This is a genomic window from Glycomyces albidus, assembly GCF_009451885.1.
GTDB classification, from domain to species: Bacteria; Actinomycetota; Actinomycetes; order Mycobacteriales; family Micromonosporaceae; genus Glycomyces; species Glycomyces albidus.
In genome coordinates, this window is the sequence record NZ_WIAO01000023.1 from 74,678 (window position 1) to 91,920 (window position 17,243).

General features: G+C 71.3%; 15 protein-coding genes and 1 pseudogene. 8 read left to right on the forward strand and 8 right to left on the reverse strand.

Features of this window, described 5'->3' with window-relative positions; genetic code table 11:
• Position 1: 1 nt before the first annotated feature.
• Positions 2 to 1,270, reverse strand: coding sequence for an ABC transporter substrate-binding protein (locus GFD30_RS17715; protein ID WP_153026522.1), 1,269 nt, complete (start codon positions 1,268 to 1,270; stop codon positions 2 to 4).
• 138 nt (positions 1,271 to 1,408) lie between these two features.
• Between GFD30_RS17715 and GFD30_RS17720 the strand changes: the two genes are divergently transcribed.
• Together GFD30_RS17720 and GFD30_RS17725 are read left to right on the forward strand one after the other, a co-directional pair.
• Positions 1,409 to 2,185, forward strand: a complete 777-nt coding sequence (locus GFD30_RS17720; RefSeq protein ID WP_153026523.1) for a FadR/GntR family transcriptional regulator — start codon at positions 1,409 to 1,411, stop codon at positions 2,183 to 2,185.
• Positions 2,186 to 2,456: 271 nt separating this feature from the next.
• Positions 2,457 to 3,770: a ricin-type beta-trefoil lectin domain protein gene (locus GFD30_RS17725; protein ID WP_153026524.1), complete on the forward strand. Its 1,314-nt coding sequence runs from the start codon at positions 2,457 to 2,459 to the stop codon at positions 3,768 to 3,770.
• Between the two features lie 83 nt (positions 3,771 to 3,853).
• On the opposite strand, the gene GFD30_RS17730 is transcribed toward GFD30_RS17725, so the two are convergent.
• Both GFD30_RS17730 and GFD30_RS17735 read right to left on the reverse strand, forming a co-directional pair.
• Positions 3,854 to 5,245: a glycoside hydrolase family 43 protein gene (locus GFD30_RS17730; protein ID WP_153026525.1), complete on the reverse strand. Its 1,392-nt coding sequence runs from the start codon at positions 5,243 to 5,245 to the stop codon at positions 3,854 to 3,856.
• A 196-nt stretch (positions 5,246 to 5,441) separates the two neighbouring features.
• Positions 5,442 to 6,485, reverse strand: coding sequence for a LacI family DNA-binding transcriptional regulator (locus GFD30_RS17735; protein WP_153026526.1), 1,044 nt, complete (start codon positions 6,483 to 6,485; stop codon positions 5,442 to 5,444).
• Positions 6,486 to 6,735: 250 nt separating this feature from the next.
• Between GFD30_RS17735 and GFD30_RS17740 the strand changes: the two genes are divergently transcribed.
• Both GFD30_RS17740 and GFD30_RS17745 read left to right on the forward strand, forming a co-directional pair.
• Positions 6,736 to 7,359, forward strand: a complete 624-nt coding sequence (locus tag GFD30_RS17740) for an RICIN domain-containing protein (protein WP_153026527.1) — start codon at positions 6,736 to 6,738, stop codon at positions 7,357 to 7,359.
• A gap of 43 nt (positions 7,360 to 7,402) precedes the next feature.
• Entirely contained in the window at positions 7,403 to 9,019 is a 1,617-nt protein-coding gene (locus tag GFD30_RS17745) for a glycoside hydrolase family 43 protein (protein WP_153026528.1), read from the forward strand.
• A gap of 37 nt (positions 9,020 to 9,056) precedes the next feature.
• Here the strand turns inward: GFD30_RS17745 and GFD30_RS17750 are convergent, their stop codons facing one another.
• The 3 genes from GFD30_RS17750 to GFD30_RS17760 form a co-directional block, all read right to left on the reverse strand.
• Complete coding sequence (locus GFD30_RS17750; protein WP_153026529.1) at positions 9,057 to 9,788, reverse strand: FadR/GntR family transcriptional regulator; 732 nt, start codon at positions 9,786 to 9,788, stop codon at positions 9,057 to 9,059.
• Between the two features lie 183 nt (positions 9,789 to 9,971).
• Complete coding sequence (locus GFD30_RS17755; protein ID WP_153026530.1) at positions 9,972 to 10,232, reverse strand: hypothetical protein; 261 nt, start codon at positions 10,230 to 10,232, stop codon at positions 9,972 to 9,974.
• Positions 10,229 to 11,044 carry a phytanoyl-CoA dioxygenase family protein gene (locus GFD30_RS17760; protein WP_194202007.1) on the reverse strand — a complete coding sequence of 272 codons (816 nt, stop codon included), beginning with the start codon at positions 11,042 to 11,044 and terminating at the stop codon, positions 10,229 to 10,231. Before GFD30_RS17760 ends, GFD30_RS17755 begins: the two co-directional genes overlap by 4 nt.
• 70 nt (positions 11,045 to 11,114) lie before the next feature.
• Between GFD30_RS17760 and GFD30_RS17765 the strand changes: the two genes are divergently transcribed.
• Both GFD30_RS17765 and GFD30_RS17770 read left to right on the forward strand, forming a co-directional pair.
• Entirely contained in the window at positions 11,115 to 11,891 is a 777-nt protein-coding gene (locus tag GFD30_RS17765; RefSeq protein ID WP_153026531.1) for an AraC family transcriptional regulator, read from the forward strand.
• An 82-nt stretch (positions 11,892 to 11,973) separates the two neighbouring features.
• The gene (locus GFD30_RS17770; protein WP_153026532.1) at positions 11,974 to 13,221 is read left to right on the forward strand and encodes a DUF2786 domain-containing protein; all 1,248 of its coding nucleotides are present in this window, start codon (positions 11,974 to 11,976) and stop codon (positions 13,219 to 13,221) included.
• A 6-nt stretch (positions 13,222 to 13,227) separates the two neighbouring features.
• Here the strand turns inward: GFD30_RS17770 and GFD30_RS17775 are convergent, their stop codons facing one another.
• Together GFD30_RS17775 and GFD30_RS17780 are read right to left on the reverse strand one after the other, a co-directional pair.
• Positions 13,228 to 14,049 (reverse strand): MerR family transcriptional regulator, encoded by an 822-nt coding sequence (locus tag GFD30_RS17775; protein ID WP_153026533.1) that lies wholly within the window; start codon positions 14,047 to 14,049, stop codon positions 13,228 to 13,230.
• 34 nt (positions 14,050 to 14,083) lie between these two features.
• Positions 14,084 to 14,572, reverse strand: coding sequence for a VOC family protein (locus GFD30_RS17780; RefSeq protein ID WP_153026534.1), 489 nt, complete (start codon positions 14,570 to 14,572; stop codon positions 14,084 to 14,086).
• Positions 14,573 to 15,182: 610 nt separating this feature from the next.
• Between GFD30_RS17780 and GFD30_RS17785 the strand changes: the two genes are divergently transcribed.
• Both GFD30_RS17785 and GFD30_RS17790 read left to right on the forward strand, forming a co-directional pair.
• Entirely contained in the window at positions 15,183 to 16,901 is a 1,719-nt protein-coding gene (locus GFD30_RS17785; protein WP_153026535.1) for an ABC transporter substrate-binding protein, read from the forward strand.
• Positions 16,902 to 17,053: 152 nt separating this feature from the next.
• Positions 17,054 to 17,243: pseudogene (locus GFD30_RS17790) on the forward strand (hypothetical protein); the annotation flags it as partial.

The window sequence follows — 17,243 nt, forward strand, 5'->3', positions numbered from 1 at the left end:
CCTATCCCGCCTGGTCGCTCTCGGCGAGCTGCGCGAGCGCGTCGTCCACGGTGACCGATCCGCTCAGGAGCTGCTGGGACAGGCGCCCCATGAGTTCGAGGGTCTCGGCGGAGAGGGCCACGTGCAGGGCGGGCTTCCCGGTGGGGATCTGGGCGACGATCGCGGCGGCGGCCGGTCCGGCGCCGGAGGCGTCGATCGTGGTGTCGGCGGCGATCGCGCCGGCGTCGGCGTAGAACGCCTCGAGCGCGGCCGTGGAGGTGAGCGACCGGACGAGGTCGGCGGCGAGTTCGGGGTCGTCGGTCCACTCGGCGACGCCGTAGCCGATGCCGCCGTCGTACGGCAGGCTCGGTGCGGCCCCGGGGGAGGCGACCGGGGCCGGCATGACGCCGACGTTCTCGGCGCCGATGAACTCGCCGAACTCCTTCCAGTGCCCGACGTCCGACATCAGGCCGATGACGTGGGCGGCCTCGCCGGCGTCGAAGAGCGCGAACTCGTCGTTGAACATCGCGGTGGAGTTGACGCCGTCGTTGTTGAGCCCGGCCTGCTCGGTCTCGACCCACAGTTCGAAGATCCGCTTGACGCCGGGGGCGTTCCAGTCGCGGTCCCCGGCGATCCAGTCGTCGTACTCCTGGGGGGTGAGCGTGCCGGAGCCGAGCCCGGACAGGAAGAACTGGATGCCGTAGCCCTCCTTGTTGCCCATGGCGAAGCAGTCCGCGCCGGTGGCCTCGGCGATGGCGTCGCAGTTGTCGAGGAACGCGTCCCAGGTGGCGGGCGGGGCCTCGGGGTCGAGGCCGGCCTGCTCGTACAGCGCCTTGTTGTAGTAGACCGGGTGGCCCTGGAGGGTGACCGGCGCGGCGTAGACGTGGCCGTCGGCGGAGAACGCCTCCCATCCGGCGAGGCGGTCCATGTCCTCGGCGAGGAGGTCCTCGAGCGGCAGCAGGGCGTCGGCGCGGTCGCGGAGCTGGCCGCCGCCGTTGAAGAGCATGACGTCGGGGCCCTCGCCGGACTGGATCGCGGTGCCGAGCAGGTTGTAGTACTGGTCGAACGGCTGGGCCACGAACTCGACCTCGACGTCGGGGTGCCGCTCGGCGAAGTCGGCCTTCGCGGCCTCGATGTAGGACTCGGCGGTCGCGTCCCCGGACTTCCAGTCCCAGACCACGAGCGCGCCCTCGCCGCCGCCCCCGGAGGAGCCCGGTTCGGCGGCGCTGCCGCATCCGTACAGCGCCAGCGGCGCGATGAGGGCGGTCGACCACAGTGCTCGTCGCTTCATTGCAGATCACTCTCCGTGAGGGGTGGCCGGGGGTCCGGCGCCGAAAGGTGCAAGTAAACGTAACTCGTATGACGTCTTACGTCAATGGAGTGACATATACTGATCGCGCCGTCCGGCCGGGCGGCGGACGGAGGACCGATGACGGCATTGCAGCGACCGGCCGCGGACGGGCGGGGACCGGACGGCCCGGCGTGGACGCGGCGCCCGGCCAACCTGGCGAAGGCGGTGACCGCGGAGCTGGTGCAGCGCATCGTCCGCGGCGACTACCCGGCCGGCTCCGTGCTCCCCGCCGAGCACGCGCTGTGCGCGACGTTCTCGGTGAGCCGCACCGTGGTCCGCGAGGCCGTCAAGGTCCTCCAGGAGAAGGGGCTGGTGCAGATCCGCCAGGGCTCGGGCACCACCGTCCTGCCCCCGACCTCGTGGAACCTGCTCGACGAGCTCGTGCTCGCGGCGCTCATCGACGCGGACGAGACCCTCGGCGTCCTCGACGACCTCGTGGTCACCCGGCGGCTGCTCGAGTCCGACATGGCGAACGTGGCCGCCCGCACCGCCGACGAGGACGCCGTCGCCCGGCTGCGCGAACTCGTCGACCGCATGGACGGGCTCCTCGACGACCCCGGGTCCTACCACGAGCTCGACCGCGCCTTCCACGACACCGTCATGCGCGCCTCCGGCAACCGCATCGCGCGCGCGGTCGTGCGCTCGCTGGAGAGCCAGGTCATCAACACCGCCAGCTACATGGGACGGACGGACCGGGCCCTGTGCGCCGCCTCCAACCGCGGCCACCGCCGCATCTGCGAGCGGATCGCCGCCCGGGATCCCGAGGGCGCGGCCGCGGCGATGTTCGCCCACATCACCGAGGCGTGGCTCGTCCGGCGCGGCGCGAACGGCGACCCGGACCGGCTCGCGCGCTGACAGTCGGGCACGCAAAGATCCGACGTATGCCGCTTGATTGTTCGGACATTTCGTGGGAACTATCCGAAACTCCGCAGGTATTGACCGCATACATTGAATCTATATAGACTTACGTCGATATTCAAGGCACCGCACGGTCCAAAACTCCGAATCGGACTGGGAGCGATCCCAGTACCTCTCGGGGCCGCCGCGCCCTCCACTACGGACCCCTCATGCGATGCCGTTCCACATTGCTGTCTTCGACCAGCGACACCTCAAGGAGTTCCCCCTGATGTCGAGATTCAGAACCCTGTTCACCTGCCTCGCCGCAGCGGTGCTGCTGTCGGTGGCGGGTGGCGCGACGGCCCAGGCCGCCGACGGACCCGCCGCGCCGGCGCCGGCCGACCTGAGCGCCACGGCCAGTTCCGGCTGCGGCAAGGCCCCGACGCTGACCAGCGGCACGCACACCATCCAGAGCAGCGGCCAGAACCGCAGCTTCATCCTCAAGATCCCCGCGGGCTACGACCGCAACAAGCCCCACAAGCTGATCTTCGGCAACCACTGGTGGGGCGGCACCGCCAACGACGTCGCCTCCGGCGGCAGCGACGGCGCCGTCTACGCCCACTACGGGCTCGACGCGCTGTCGGGCGGCTCGGCGATCTTCGTCGCCCCGCAGGGCCAGAACAACGCCTGGGCCAACGCGAACGGCATCGACGTCGTCTTCTTCGACGACATGATCCGCCGGATCGAGGCGGACCTCTGCGTCGACGAGTCGCAGCGGTTCTCCCTGGGCTTCAGCTACGGCGGTGCGATCAGCTACGCGCTGGCCTGCGCCCGGCCGAACGTGTTCCGCGCGGTCATCGCGATCGCCGTCCCCGGTCCGGTCAGCGGGTGCAGCGGCGGCACGGGCGCCGTGGCGTACTACGGCATCCAGGGCGTCACCGACAGCATGCCGAACGCCCGCGCGATGCGGGACCGCTTCGTCGCCAACAACGGCTGCACGGCGCTGAGCCCGCGCGAGCCCGCCTCGGGCAGCGGCACGCACATCAGCACCGACTACTCGTGCCGCGCCGGCTACCCGGTCCGCTGGTCCGCGTTCGACGGCGGCCACCAGCAGGGCCCGGTCGACGGCTGCACCGGCTGCGAGAGCGGCGCCCGGAGCTGGGTCAAGAACGAGGTCTGGGCGTTCATCAGCCAGTTCTCCTCGACCCCGCCCGCCGAGACCGACCAGGTCCGCAACAACGGTTCCAACCGCTGCCTCGACGTCTCGGCCCAGTCCACCGCGAACGGCGCGACGCTCCAGGTCTGGGACTGCCACACCGGCGCGAACCAGCAGTGGACCCGCACCTCGTCCCGGCAGCTCACCGTCTACGGGGGCAAGTGCCTCGACGCGGAGGGGGCCGGCACCGCTCCCGGCACGCGGGTGATCATCTGGGACTGCCACGGCGGCGCGAACCAGCAGTGGAACGTGAACTCGGACGGCACCATCACCGGCGTCCAGTCCGGGCTGTGCCTGGCCACCGTCAACGGCGGCACCGCCAACGGCACCGCGGTGGTCCTGGCGAGCTGCAACGGCTCGGCCGCGCAGAAGTGGACCTTCGTCTGATCCACGACCGCCCGGCGCGCCCTCATCGCCGGGCATGACGGAACGGGCCTCCCTCGCGGGAGGCCCGTTTCGCCGCGCCGCGGCTACCGGGCGGTGAACTGCCACCAGTTCACGTTGAACAGGTAACCGGAGCCGCCGGTGAACTTCAGGTACAGGTCGCGCGTCCCGGTCGCGCCGCTCACCGGGCACGAAACGCTCGACCAGTTCTGCCAGCCGCCCGTGCCCGACACCGTGCAGGTGCCCGCCAGCGGCCCGTTCGGGCCGTCGAGCCGCAGCTCGATCCGGCCGCCGCCGGTCGCCGAGGCCACCCGGGCGGTGAACGAGCTCGCGCCGGTGCCGAACGCGGCGCCCTTGACCTTGATCCAGTCGCCGTTCTCGATCCAGCCGACGTTCATGCCGCCCTCACTGGAGCGCTCGGTCTCCACGCCGTTGGCCCACGCGATGGTCTCGGCCTCTTGGCGCACATACGGGTTCAGCGCGCCGACCTGCGGCGCCCCGGCCGTGGTCATGTTGATGACCGGGATGGTGCCGTCGGCGTTGTAGGTGAACCGCTCGACCGCGACCGACCGCGTGAATCCGCCGCCGCCCGGCAGCGCCCCGTTGTGGTAGAAGAAGTACGAGCTTCCCTTGTAGTCGATCACGCCGGGATGGTTGGTGAAGCTGCTGCCCTGGGTCGGCATGACCGTGCCGCGGTAGGTCCACGGGCCGGTCGGGCCCGGCGCGGTCGAGTAGGCGATGTGCTCGGAGCAGCACTGCGCGGCGAACACCATGTAGTACAGGCCGTTCCGCTTGTAGACCCACGGCCCCTCCTCGTAGAGGGTCGGCCGGTCGGTGCTCCCGGGGCGGGTGCCGAAGCCCTGCGTGGTGAGCGGGATCCGGTTGACGCCGCCGGAGTAGGACGTCATGTCGGCGTTGAGCTTCACGTACCACAGGTTCGGGTTGCCCCAGTACAGGTACGCCTGCCCGTCGGTGTCGATGAAGACCGACGGGTCGATCTCGCCGTTCTCGACCAGGGGGCGCCCGAGGGCGTCCCTGAACGGTCCGGTGGGGCTGTCGGCGACGGCCACGCCGATGGCCATGCGGCCGGTGGCGTCGTTGACGACCGGGACGTACCAGTAGAACTTGCCGTTGCGCTCCACTGCCTGCCCGGCCCACGCGTCCTGGCGCGCCCAGGCGAAGGTGTCGATGTTGAGCGGCGAGCCGTGGTCGGTCCAGTTGACCATGTCGTCGGAGGACCAGACCCGCCACTCGCGCATGGTGAACCAGGTCGAGCCGTCCTCGTCGTGCCCGGTGTAGAGGTAGACGCGTCCGTTGTGGACCAGCGGCGCGGGGTCGGCGGTGTAGATGGTCTGGATGATCGGGTTGTCGGCCTGTGCCGGGGAGGGCGACGGGTCGGCGGCCGGGCTGAGCGCGGCCGCCGTGAGCGCGAACGCCAGCGCGAGCGCCGCCGTCCGCAACCGGGTCGGTGTCTTCATGGGGGTACCTCTCTGGGCGCGCCCGCGGGCGCCCGGGGTGTCGCTCGCGGAACCGAGCATCCTCGAAACGTTCGGAGATCTCCTCGAAAATTAGAGGGGTCTCGCAGCCAGGGTAGCCACCCGATCGCCGGATGTAAATAGATCGCTGTCGATGTCAGCGCTTCACGGACACCGCCTCGGCGGGTCGGACCGCTGCCTACCGCCCGCCGGGCCGGGCGGTGCTCTCGCGGACCACGAGCTCGGTCGCGAGCTCGACCCGGTGATGCGGCAGCGTCTCGCCGGCGGCGAGGGCCGTGATCATGCGGGCCGCGGCGGCGCCCATCTCCTTGAGCGGCTGGCGGACCGACGTCAGCGGCGGGATCATCCACCTGGTCTCCGGCAGGTCGTCGAAGCCCACCACGCTGAGGTCCTCGGGGATGCGCAGGCCCAGTTTCGCCGCCGCGTGGTAGACCCCGAGGGCCGTCCCGTCGTTGCAGGCGAAGATCGCCGTGGGCCGGTCCTCCAGCCGCAGCAGCTCGAACGCGAGGTCGCGCCCGGTCTCGATCCTGAAGTTCCCGTGGCGCTCCAGCGCCGGATCGGCCGGGATCCCGGCCAGGTCGAGGGCGGCGCGGTAGCCGTCGGCGCGGGCCCGGCTGGCCTCCATCCGGTCGGGCCCGGTGATGACGCCGATGCGCCGGTGCCCGAGCCCGATGAGGTGCCGGGTGGCGCTGAGGCCGCCGTTCCAGTTTCCGGACCCGACCGACGGCGCGTCGTGGTCGGGGTCGCCGGTGGGGTCGAGCAGCACCAGCGGGATGTCGCGGCTGTAGAGCCGCTCGGTCTGGTCCGGCTCGAGTCCTGAGAAGACGGAGACGACGCCGACCGGGCGGCGCGCCAGCGCCTCCTCGACCCAGTCCTGGCCGGGGACGTGGCGCCCGCCCAGCTCGGAGAGGACGACGCCGAGCCGGTGCTCGCGGGCGACCTCCTCGACCCCGTTGAGGATCTCGATCGCGTAGACGCCCCGCAGCTCGTGGAAGAGCACGTCGATGAGGGCCGCGGACTTCGTCGGCCGCCGCTGCCTGCGGTATCCGCGGGTCCGGATGAGCTCCTCGATCTGGGCGCGGGTCGCCGCGGCGACGTCCGAGCGGCCGTTGACCACCTTCGAGACCGTCGCGGTGGAGACGCCGGCGAGCGCGGCGAGCTGGGCGATCGTCAACGGCCCGTCCGGGACTGCGGGCCCGGTGCCTGCGGAGGTGGCGCTCATCGCGGCAGTCTAGCGCCAAGCGCACCATCCGTTTCAACCTCGGCCTCCTCAACCTCGGCCTCCTCAACCTGGGCCGCTTCGATCCGGGCCGTTTCAACCTCGGCCGCGCCGTTGACGTGATATCGATCAATCTCTATAGTTCGAATCATCTAAGTTTCGAAGCCCACTGCGAACGTTTCGGAACCGGCATGATCCTGTGATCGATAACAGACGGCGCCCCCACCTCGACCGAGCACCGCCAAGGAGCACCATGAACCCGGCAGCACCACCCGACCTCTCGATCCCGACCCGGTGGCTGCGCGGCCTCGCCGCGCTCGCCGCCGCCGTCGTGATCGCCACCGCGGGGCTCGTCGCCCTCGGCGGCGACCGCGCCGAAGCGCAGCCCCCGAACACCAGCGACTGGTACACCATCGTCTCCCAGCACTCCGGGCTCGCCTTCGACATCCAGGGCGCCTCCACCGCGACCGGCGCGATCCTCACCCAGTACACCGATGTGGACGGCGCGAACCAGCAGTTCCGGTTCATCGACTCCGGCGGCGGCTACTACCGGATCCAGGTGCGCCACACCGGCATGGTCCTCGACGTATGGAACTGGAGCACCGCCGACGGCGGCACCATCGCCCAGTACACCAACGTCAACGGCCTCAACCAGCAGTGGCAGGTCAACCGGAACGCCGCCGGCCACTACTCCTTCATCAGCCGCCACTCCGGCAAGGCCCTCGACGTCTACGACTGGTCGACCACCCCGGGCGACCCGATCCGCCAGTGGACCCCCACGGGCGCCGCGAACCAGCTCTTCTCCCTCGTCCCAGTGGCCCCGACCTGCGGCCCGGACCCCGTCCTCGCCGACATCGACGCCGCCTCCGACCACTGAGCGAGCCGGCCGGCACCGCCGCCGCCTCTGAAAGGACCCTCGCATGAGCACGCCCGAACGCCGCACCTGGCTCACGCAGCCGAGCACCCGCCGCGCCGTCCTCGTCGGCGGCGCCGGCGCCCTCGCCGCGACCGCCCTCAACCCGTTCACCGGAGCCGAGGCCCAGCAGTCCACCTACGCCAACCCGGTCGTCTGGCAGGACTTCGCCGACGTCGAGGTCATCCGGGTCGGCGACGTCTTCTACATGACCGCGTCCACCATGCACTACTCGCCCGGAGCACCCGTCCTGCGCTCGTGGGACCTGGTCAACTGGGAGTTCATCGGCCACTCGGTCCCCTCGCTCGACTTCGGGGCGAAGTACGACCTCAACGGCGCCCGCGGCTACGTCCGCGGCATCTGGGCCTCCACGATCGCCCACCGGCCCAGCCAGAACCGGTACTACTGGCTCGGCCAGATCGACTTCGCCCGCTCCTACATGTACACCGCGACGAACCCGGCCGGCCCCTGGACCCGCCACGCCGAGCTGCCCCGCGCCTACTACGACGCCGGCATGCTCGTCGACTCCGACGACACGATCTACGTCGCCTACGGCAACACCCAGATCTCGGTCGCCCAGCTCTCGGCCGACGGCCGCACCGAGGTCCGCAACCAGCAGGTCTTCACGACCCCCTCGAACATCGGCACCCTGGAGGGCGCCCGCTTCTACAAGATCAACGGCTCCTACTACATCTTCCTGACCCGCCCGGCCAACGGCCAGTACATCCTCAAGTCCGCCTCGCCCTGGGGCCCGTACCAACTCCGGCAGGTCCTGCTCGACATGCGCGGCCCGATCAGCGGCGGCGGCGTCCCCCACCAGGGCGGGCTCGTCAGCACCCCGAACGGCGCCTGGTACTACATGGCGTTCGTCGACGCCTACCCCGGCGGCCGGATGCCCGCGCTGGCGCCGATCACCTGGACCGGCGACGGCTGGCCGCAGGTCACCACGGTGAACGGCGCCTGGGGGGCGACCTATCCGTTCCCGAACCTCGCGCCCCGGCCCGTCCCGTCCCTCATCGGGACCGACGAGTTCACCGCCGCGACCCTCGCCCCGAAGTGGGAGTGGAACCACGACCCCGACAACACGAAGTGGTCCTCCGGCAGCGGCCTGCGCCTCCAGACCGCGACGGTCACCGGCGACCTCTACTGGGCCCGCAACACGCTCACCCACCGCATCCAGGGGCCGAGCTCGACCGCCACGGTCGAGATCGATCCCGCCGCGATGGCGAACGGCGACCGCGCCGGGCTCGCGATGCTCCGCGACGCCTCCGCCTGGATCGGCCTGCGCCGCGACAACGGCGTCACCCGGATCTCCATGACCGACAGCCTGACCATGGACGCGAACTGGAACACCACCGGCACCGGCGTCGAGCGCGCGAGCGCCGAACTGTGCGGCGACCGGGTCTGGCTCCGCGTCGCCGCCGACATCCGGCCCGGCACCGGACGCCAGGCGACGTTCTCCTACAGCACGGACGGCACGACCTTCGCCAGGCTCGGACCCGCGTTCACCCTCAACAGCAACTGGACGTTCTTCATGGGCTACCGGTTCGCCGTCTTCAACTACGCGACCCAGGCCCTCGGGGGCGCGATCACGGTGCGCCGCTTCACCGTCAGCACGCCCTGACCGGACGCGTGACCGCTTCGCCGGCGAAGCGCGGGCTTCAGTCCGGCGCCCCCGCCGGCGGAGCGGCCTCGCCGGAGCCGGCGCTCTCGGCCCCCGGCAGCGACTCCTCCACCCCCAGCAGGTGGTTCGCCATGCGGACGCGGGCCACGTCCGGGTCGCGGGAGCGCAGCGCCCGCAGGATCGCCGTGTGCTCCTCGTGGGTGCGGCGGTCGGCGCCCTCCTCGCGGAGGCTCCGCCACAGCCGCTCCCGGACGGTGCGGCTGGCGAGCGCCTCGATCATGCCGGCCAGCACCGGGTTGCCCGTGTGCTCGGCGATGATCCGGTGGAAGGCGATGTCGATCTCGATCATCCGCTCGTGCTGCTCGGGGTCGCTGTCGAGGATCCTCCGCGCCTCGTCGAGCAGGGCCTCGGCCTCGTCGAGCGCCTGCTCCGTGATGCCCGTGGCCGCCAGGCGGGCGGCCTCGCACTCGAGCAGGCGCCGCACCGCGTGCACCTGGCGGGTCTGCCCCTCGACCTGGAGGTCCACTACGAAACCCATGGGCGCCAAGAGGAGCGACACGTCGAGCGGGGTGACGTAGGTGCCGTCCCCCTGCCGCGTGTGCAGGATGCCGAGGACCGACAGCGCCCGGACCCCTTCGCGCAGGGAGCCGCGGGAGACGCCGAGGGCTTCGGCGAGGTCTTTCTCGACCGGGAGGCGCTCACCGGGGTGCAGCTCGCCGGTGAGGATCATGCGCTTGATGCCGTTGACGACATCGTCGGTGCGGGACATGCCAGCAAGTATGTCCGAGGCGGCGGCGGCGCGCCGCACGACGTCGGCCGCCAACGGTGCCCGCGACGGTCCGCCTCCAGCGGGCGGAGCCGCGGACACCGCGCCGGCACCGCCGCGCCCGCCCGGTCCAGCGGCCCCTCGGGGCGGTGCGGCCCTCGCACCGCCCCGAGGCGCCGCCGCGGATCACTCCAGCTTCTCGAACCAGAACTCGTGCTTGAGGAACGAGGTGTCGTACTCGTGACCCGGGTACGGCGGGACGAGCTGGGACGCCTGGAACAGGCGCCATCCGTCCCGCAGCGCCTCGGTCCCGGTGTCGTAGGGCGGCAGGTCGCTGTCGCCGGTCGTCGGGTTCGTCGTGCCCGTGCCGTCGTAGAAGGACCACGCGAGGACCTCCGAGTCGAGGCCCGAGGTGTTCAGGTACAGGACCAGGACTTGCTGCTTCATGCGGCCCTCCCGGGGCGGTTGGCGACCCGGGTCGCCCAGAGGTCGATGTCGAACGAGGCGTCGCCGGTCATGGCGCGCCACAACTTGATGCGGTTGTAGATCTCCAGGCGCCCGGTGGCGTGCTCGCACCAGGGGAAGTACACCGACAGCTCCTCGGCGACGCGCGGATCGTCCAGGTCGGCGGTGTCCCACAGCCGCACCTGCGGGACCGTGGGGTTGAACCGGATCTTGTACATGTAGCGGCGGCGGTCGGAGTCGTTGCGCCGGCCGCCGTGCCAGATGCCGTGGTGGAGCAGGACCACCGTGCCCGCCGGGCAGGTCAGTCGCGTCTGGCCGCGGAGATTCTGGTAGCGGCCGGTGTCGGATTCGTTGGTGCGGCGCAGGTGCGATCCCGGCACGGACAGCGTGCCGCCCATCGTGCCCGTCACCTCGTGCGGGTAGTACATGAGCTGGACGTCGAAGGCGTCCGGGCGGGTGTCGATGATCGCGTCGCCGTGGAGCGGCTGGGCCGCGCCCTCGTGCGGCGAGCGGACGTGGAGGGCCTGGTGGTCCACGAGCGGGTCGGGGCCGACGAGGCTGCGCAGCGCCCCGGCGACCGCGGGCACGTCGAGGAGGCGCCGCGCGAACGAGCCCTCCTCGAAGACCTTCGCGACCGGCTCGCCGCGGTAGACGACGGGGACCCCGGCGTCGAAGACCTCGATGGCCTCCTCGTTGAGCTCGTCGGGGACGACGCCGTCCATGCGGTGGAAGCCGTGCGCGACGAAGCGCGCGACCTCGACCGACGACAGCAGCGGTAGTGATGTGGTTGCCATGCGACGAGCCTATGGACTCCAGGCTGTGCTGTAATGGGCCGTACTCACCGACTAGTGGTTGGTTTTCACCATGCGCATCGTACGTGTGCCCCTCGACGAGCCGCCCGCCGTGGTCAACGCGGGCACCGGGCTCCACGGACTCTCCACCCTCGAGGACCGCTTCCGCCTGCCCGACCTGTGGCAGCTCCACCTGTACTCCTACGAGGGCGCGCTCGAAGTCGGCGGCACCGTCCACGAGATCCGGCCCGGGCACGTCAGCCTGATCCCCGCCGGCACGGAGGTCCGGTACCGCTACCGCGGGCCGTCGGAGCACCTCTACATCCACGCGAGGCTCACCGACCGCGGCGAGTCGCACCCGGTGCCGGTCATGCAGGACGCCGGCGCGGCCGCGCCGGTCCTGGCCGCGATGATGCGCCAGGCGATCACCGCCGCCCCGCAGTCCCCGGCGCGACGGAACGCCGAGATCTGGACCGTCCTGTGGCGGCTGACGGCGCTGCGCCCGGACACCGGCGGCGACGCGGGCGACCACCCGGCGGTGGCCGCCGCGCTCGCCTACATCGAAGGGCGCCTGCCGAAACCGATCACCGTCCCCGACGTGGCGGCGGCCGTCGGCGTCTCCCACAACCACCTCACCCGGCTGTTCCGCGCCGAGACCGGCACCACCGTCGTCGCCCACATCCGCCGGCGCCGCCTCGAACGCGCCGCCCACCTCCTGCGCGAGTCGACCCTGTCCATCCCGGCCGTCGCCGCCTCGGTCGGCATCCCCGACCTCCAGGCGTTCAACAAGGCCTGCCGCCGCGAACTCGGCGCCTCGCCCCGGGCCCTGCGCTCCCCGCGGCGGTCCTGAGGCGAGCCGACTCGGTCACGCTCTACCGCTGCGAGCTGGTGTGCTTGGGTACAGTCGGACCCTGCCGGCGGGAAACGGGGACATGGTGGAACAGGACGAGCTGAACGGGCTGCCGCTCGAAGGACGGGCCCGGTACGCCGTGCTGGGCGCGCTCCAGCGGGCGAGGGCCGTGCGGCCCGACTGGGTCGACGCGGCGTCCGCGCTCGAAGGGGCCTCGGATGATCCGGGCTGGCCCGCCGCGCTGGCGCGGGTGTTCGAGGAGCTCGGGGACGACGCCGCGCTCCGCGCCTGGGAGTGGGGCTGGATGCCGCGGGAGGCGTCGAGCGCGCTGAAGAAGTCGCTCAGCGCCGAGGCGGCCCGGGCCGGGGCGGTCATGATGCGCGGACAGCTCGCGCGGTACACCGAGGCGCAGCTCAGCGACCGCTGGATCGAGCACCGCGAGGAGCTGGACGCGGCGGCGCCGTTCGCGGGCGTCGCCAAGGCGGCCGCGGGCCTGGGGCGCTGGGACCGGATCGTGCTGTGGGCCGCGGTCCTCGAAGCGCTCGACCTGCTCGGCGGGCTCCCGAAGCTCCCGCGGGTCGAGCCGCTGCCGGGCACGCCGCTGATCGCGCACCACCTGGGCGTGGCGGAGTCCTCCCGCGTGTACGTGAAGATCCGGGCGCTGCTGGCGAAGGCCGAGTCGACCGATTCGGACGCCGAGGCCGAGGCCTTCACCGCGAAGGCGCAGCAGCTCATCGCCCGGCACAGCATCAACGAGGCCCTGCTGTCCGAAGCGGGGCAGGCGAAGCGCGAACCCGAGGCGCTGCGCGTGGTCATCGAGCGGCCCTACGAGCTGCCGAAGGCCGAACTCGTCGCCCAGATCGCCGACGCGAACCACTGCCGGTCGGTGTACTGGCCCGAGGGCGGGTTCACCACGCTCATCGGCGACCGCGGCGACCTGCGTTCGGTCGAGCTGCTGTACCACTCGCTCCTGGTGCAGGCGACCGCGGCGATGTCGCGGGCCGGCTCGGTGTCCGCCAAGCGGGGCGGGAAGTCCCAGACGCGTTCGTTCCGGCAGTCGTTCCTGGCCTCGTTCGCCATGCGCATCGGCGAGCGGCTGCGCGCGTCGGCCGACGACACCGCCCGCGAGGTCGCCGAGGAGACCGGCACGGACCTCGTGCCGGTGATGCGGCAGCGCGACGAGCGCGTCGACGCCCGCACCCGGGAGCTGTTCCCGCGCTTGAAGTCCGGGCGCTCGACCCGGATCACGAACTACGAGGGCCACGTCGCCGGCCTCGCGGCGGCCGACGCCGCCCGCCTCAGCGCGCAGGAGCCCATCGCCCGCCGCTGACGCGCGTCATTCCCAGGCCGCGGTCTCCGGGTCCACGCCGTTGGCCGCGGCGTTCGCGGACAGGACGTCCGCCAGCCACCGCGCGAGGCCGGGCTCGATCCCGTCGTAGTGCGCCGCGAAGCCGGCGTCCTCGGTGAACATGCGGCCCATGCACACCTGCATCGCGTGGGTGCAGTCGAAGTACGTCGACATGAGCGCCCGGTGCCGCTCGGCGAGCGCGTTCGCCTCCGGCGAGCCCGGCGCGGCGCCGGAGCGCTTCGCCGCCGCCAGGTCCGCCTGGAACGCGTCGGTCTCGGCCGCGACCCGCTCCCAGTCGGCGGGGGAGCGCCCGGCGGCCCGATGCGCGTACTGCGCCCACTGCGCCGACCGCCCCCAGCGCCGCTCGGCCTCGCCGGTCCACTCGGGACGCCAGTCGTCGCCGAAGATCGCGACCTGCTGCTCGGGGGTGAGCCGCATCCCGGTCCGCGACGCCTCGAGCATCCGGTCGACGGCGCCGACCATCCGGTGCAGCCGTTCGATCTGCTCGACCAGTTCGCGGCGCTGCCGGCGCAGGTGGCCGGTCGCGTCGGCGCCGGGATCGTCGAGGATGGGGCCGATCTGCGCCAGCTCGAACCCGAGTTCGCGGTAGACGAGCACCCGGTGGATGCGGGCCACGTCCTCGCCGGAGTAGACCCGGTATCCCGCCCTGGTGCGGCCGCTTGGCCGCACCAGGCCGATCGCGTCCCAGTGGTGCAGCGTCCGGACGCTCACGCCGACCAGGCCGGCGGCCCGGCCGACGGTGAGGCCGTCGTCGGTGCCCGGCTCGGGCCGGGCGGCGTCGCGGGTCATCACCCCAGTGTCGCGCAGCCGGCGGGCACCGCCGTCACTCCCTGGACCGGTCGATGAACTCGCGCAGTTCGCGCACGATCGGGTTGTCGGGGTCGATCGGCCGTGCGGCCGTCATGACCACCCGGGTGCGCTCAGGGGTGACGACGGTGAGCTCGACCGAGTTCCAGGGCATCTCGCGCGGCCCTTCGGTGCAGCCGGGGGCGAGCCGCTCGCACCGCTCCCGGACCTCCTCGATCTGGCCGAGCACGCACGAGAAGTTGGCGCTGACGCCGGGCGCCTCGGTCGGCGCCTCGCCGGGCACCAGCAGCACGTCCTGGAACGCCCACCGCCGCAGGTGCGTGACCGCGCCGGGACTCGTGAAGAGGTCGATGAAGCCCAGGCCCTCGATCCAGAAGTCGCGCGACGCCTCGAGGTCGGCGGTCGGGCAGACCGTGAACGCGGGCATGCCGTAGAACTCGCGGTAGGGCTCGGGCGCCACCGCGTCGAGCGCGGGCATCGGTACAGGGGAGTTGAATTCGGTCATGCCCGGAATGCTCGGCCCTGACGCGACGTCAGGGTCAAGCCGGTCATGGCCCGTTTCACACGACAGGCCCGCGAACGCGCCGGCGGGCGCCGGACTCCCGCGGGTGCGCGCTTCACGGAACGGCGGCTCCTCCGACTCGCATCCGCGACCGCCTCGGTGCTGTCGGTCACCGGTCGCCGATATCCGCTAGTCAGCGAGAATTGGAACTGTATCGATTCTGTATCGAAATCTCGCATTGAGATGAGAGCGATTCCACGGTTGTGCTCGCCATTCGTCCGATCGGGCCGCCGGAAGGCGCCGGATTCGCAGTCAAGTGGACTGTCATAGCTTCCGAACTGCGATAACTTGATACGACCGCGAGGCTCAGATCCCCGCGCGGCGGCAACCCCGACCGCGCCTCCGGCCTCGCGTACCGGCCGTCCGGAACGTCCCCACCGGGGCGTGCCGACCGACTCGCACCCGCAACCCGGGATACGCGGATTTATTTTGAAATGACCTGCTATTCACTTGCATCACTGATCGGAATCAATTGTCGTGTCCTGCGGCTTTCGTCCGCGGACCCGGCCCGGGTCAGCGACAGGTCATCCCTCAAATCGAAAGCAGTAGCGAAATGACCAAGAGGCGCAATCTGCCCGCCATCTTCGCCACGGCGGCCCTGGCGGCTTCAGCGTGCACCGACGGCGACGACACCGACGGCGGCGCCGACCCGAGCAGCATGTCGATCGACGACTTCCCCCGCGACCAGACCCTCTACACGACCGGCGCGGCCTGGGGCCCTCCCACCGACTTCAACCCGATCTCAGCGGGGCAGGTCACCGGCCTCAACGGCCTCGGATACGAACACCTCTTCCTGTTCGACACCGTCGAGCAGCGGCTCACCCCCTGGCTCGCCGAATCCGGCGCCTGGACCGGCGACCTCGAGTTCGAGGTCGTCCTGCGCGAGGGGATCACCTGGAGCGACGGCAATCCGCTCACCGCCGAGGACGTGGCGTTCACCTTCGAACTCGGCAGGATCGACGGCGTGCCCTTCCGCAGCGTCTGGGACTGGCTCGACTCCGTCGAAGTCGTCGACGACCGGACGGCCCGCTTCCACTTCCGCGAAGCCCGCCGCCAGGAATGGGACAACCTCCTCTATACCAACGAGATCGTGCCCAAGCACGTCTATTCGAAGTACACAGAGGACGAAATCCTGACCGGTCCGCTCGACGAGACCCCCGTCGTCTCCGGCCCCTACACCGTCCACAGCGCCGACGACCAGCGCATCGCCTGGGTCAAGCGCGACGACTGGTGGGCCACCGAGGCGCTCGGCCTCGAAGTGCGGCCCAGGTTCCTCGTCGACCTCGTGACCCCCGGCAACGCCGACGCCCTCAACATGCTCGTCGACGGCCGCCTCGACCTGGCCAACAACTTCCTGCCCGGCATCGCCGACTTCCTCGCCGGCGAACCGGAGTTGAGCACCTACTACGACAAGCCGCCGTTCATGGCCGCCGCGAACACGGCCATGCTCATCCCCAACACCACGCGCGCACCGCTCGACGACCCCGAGTTCCGCCGCGCCATGGCCTTCGCCATCAGCCCCGGCGAGATCGTCGACTCCGTCTACGGCGGCATGGTCAGCGAAGCGCACCCGACCGGACTGCTCCCGATCTGGGAGCGCTACTTCGACGCCGAGGCGATCGAGGAGCACGGCTTCGCGTTCGAGCCGTCCCAGGCGATCGAGATCCTCCAGGCCGCCGGGTACACCGACGAGGACGGCGACGGCTTCGTCGAGACCCTCGACGGCGACAAGGTCGAGATGAAGCTCATCGTCCCCACCGGCTGGACCGACTGGGAGGACGCCGCCCGCTCGATCGCCAACGGCCTGCGCGACGTCGGCATCAACGTCACCGAGGAGTTCATCGACGCGGCCGAGGTCGACGCCGCCCGCACCTCCGGCGACTTCGACCTCCTCATCAACAACAACAGCCGTATCACCAACTCCCCGTGGAGCCACTACCGGTACCTGTTCGAGCTGCCGATCGGCGAGGCCCAGAACACCGGCAACTTCTCCCGCTGGCAGAACGACCACGCCTGGGAGCTGACGCAGGAACTCGCCACCGTCGCCACCGACGACCCGCGCTACCCCGAGCTCATCGGCGAACTGCAGCGCATCTCGCTCCAGGAGCTGCCCGCGATCCCGATCTGGTACAACGGCGCCTGGTCCCAGGCCAGCAACGCCGTGTGGACCGACTGGCCCTCGGAGGAGACCGGCATCTACTCCAGCGTCTGGGACGACATGGCCGGCCTCGGGGCGGTCCGGATGCTGACCCAGATCAGACCGGTCGAATAGCGCCCGGCCGAGCGGCGCCTCGGCCGTCCGGCGGAGGCGCCCGGCCGGAAACCGGTCGAACGACCGAAGGGGAACGAGCGGACCGGTGCGAGACTTCGGCGGATGAACAGCGCAGCGGCGGTCCGATGACCGCGATGGTCCCCGGACTTTCCATGTCCCCCTTGGAGATCCTGGCGGTGCTCGGCGCCGTCGCGCTGGTGTCGGCCCGCTGGCTGCCGCCGCGCGCCCGCCGCCCGGTCCTGTACGCCGGCGCCGCGGTGGTCGCGGCCGCCGGCGCCGCCCTGGCGCTGCTCGGCCTCCGGTGGCAGATGGCCCCGGTCTTCGCCGGCGCCGCCGCCGTCG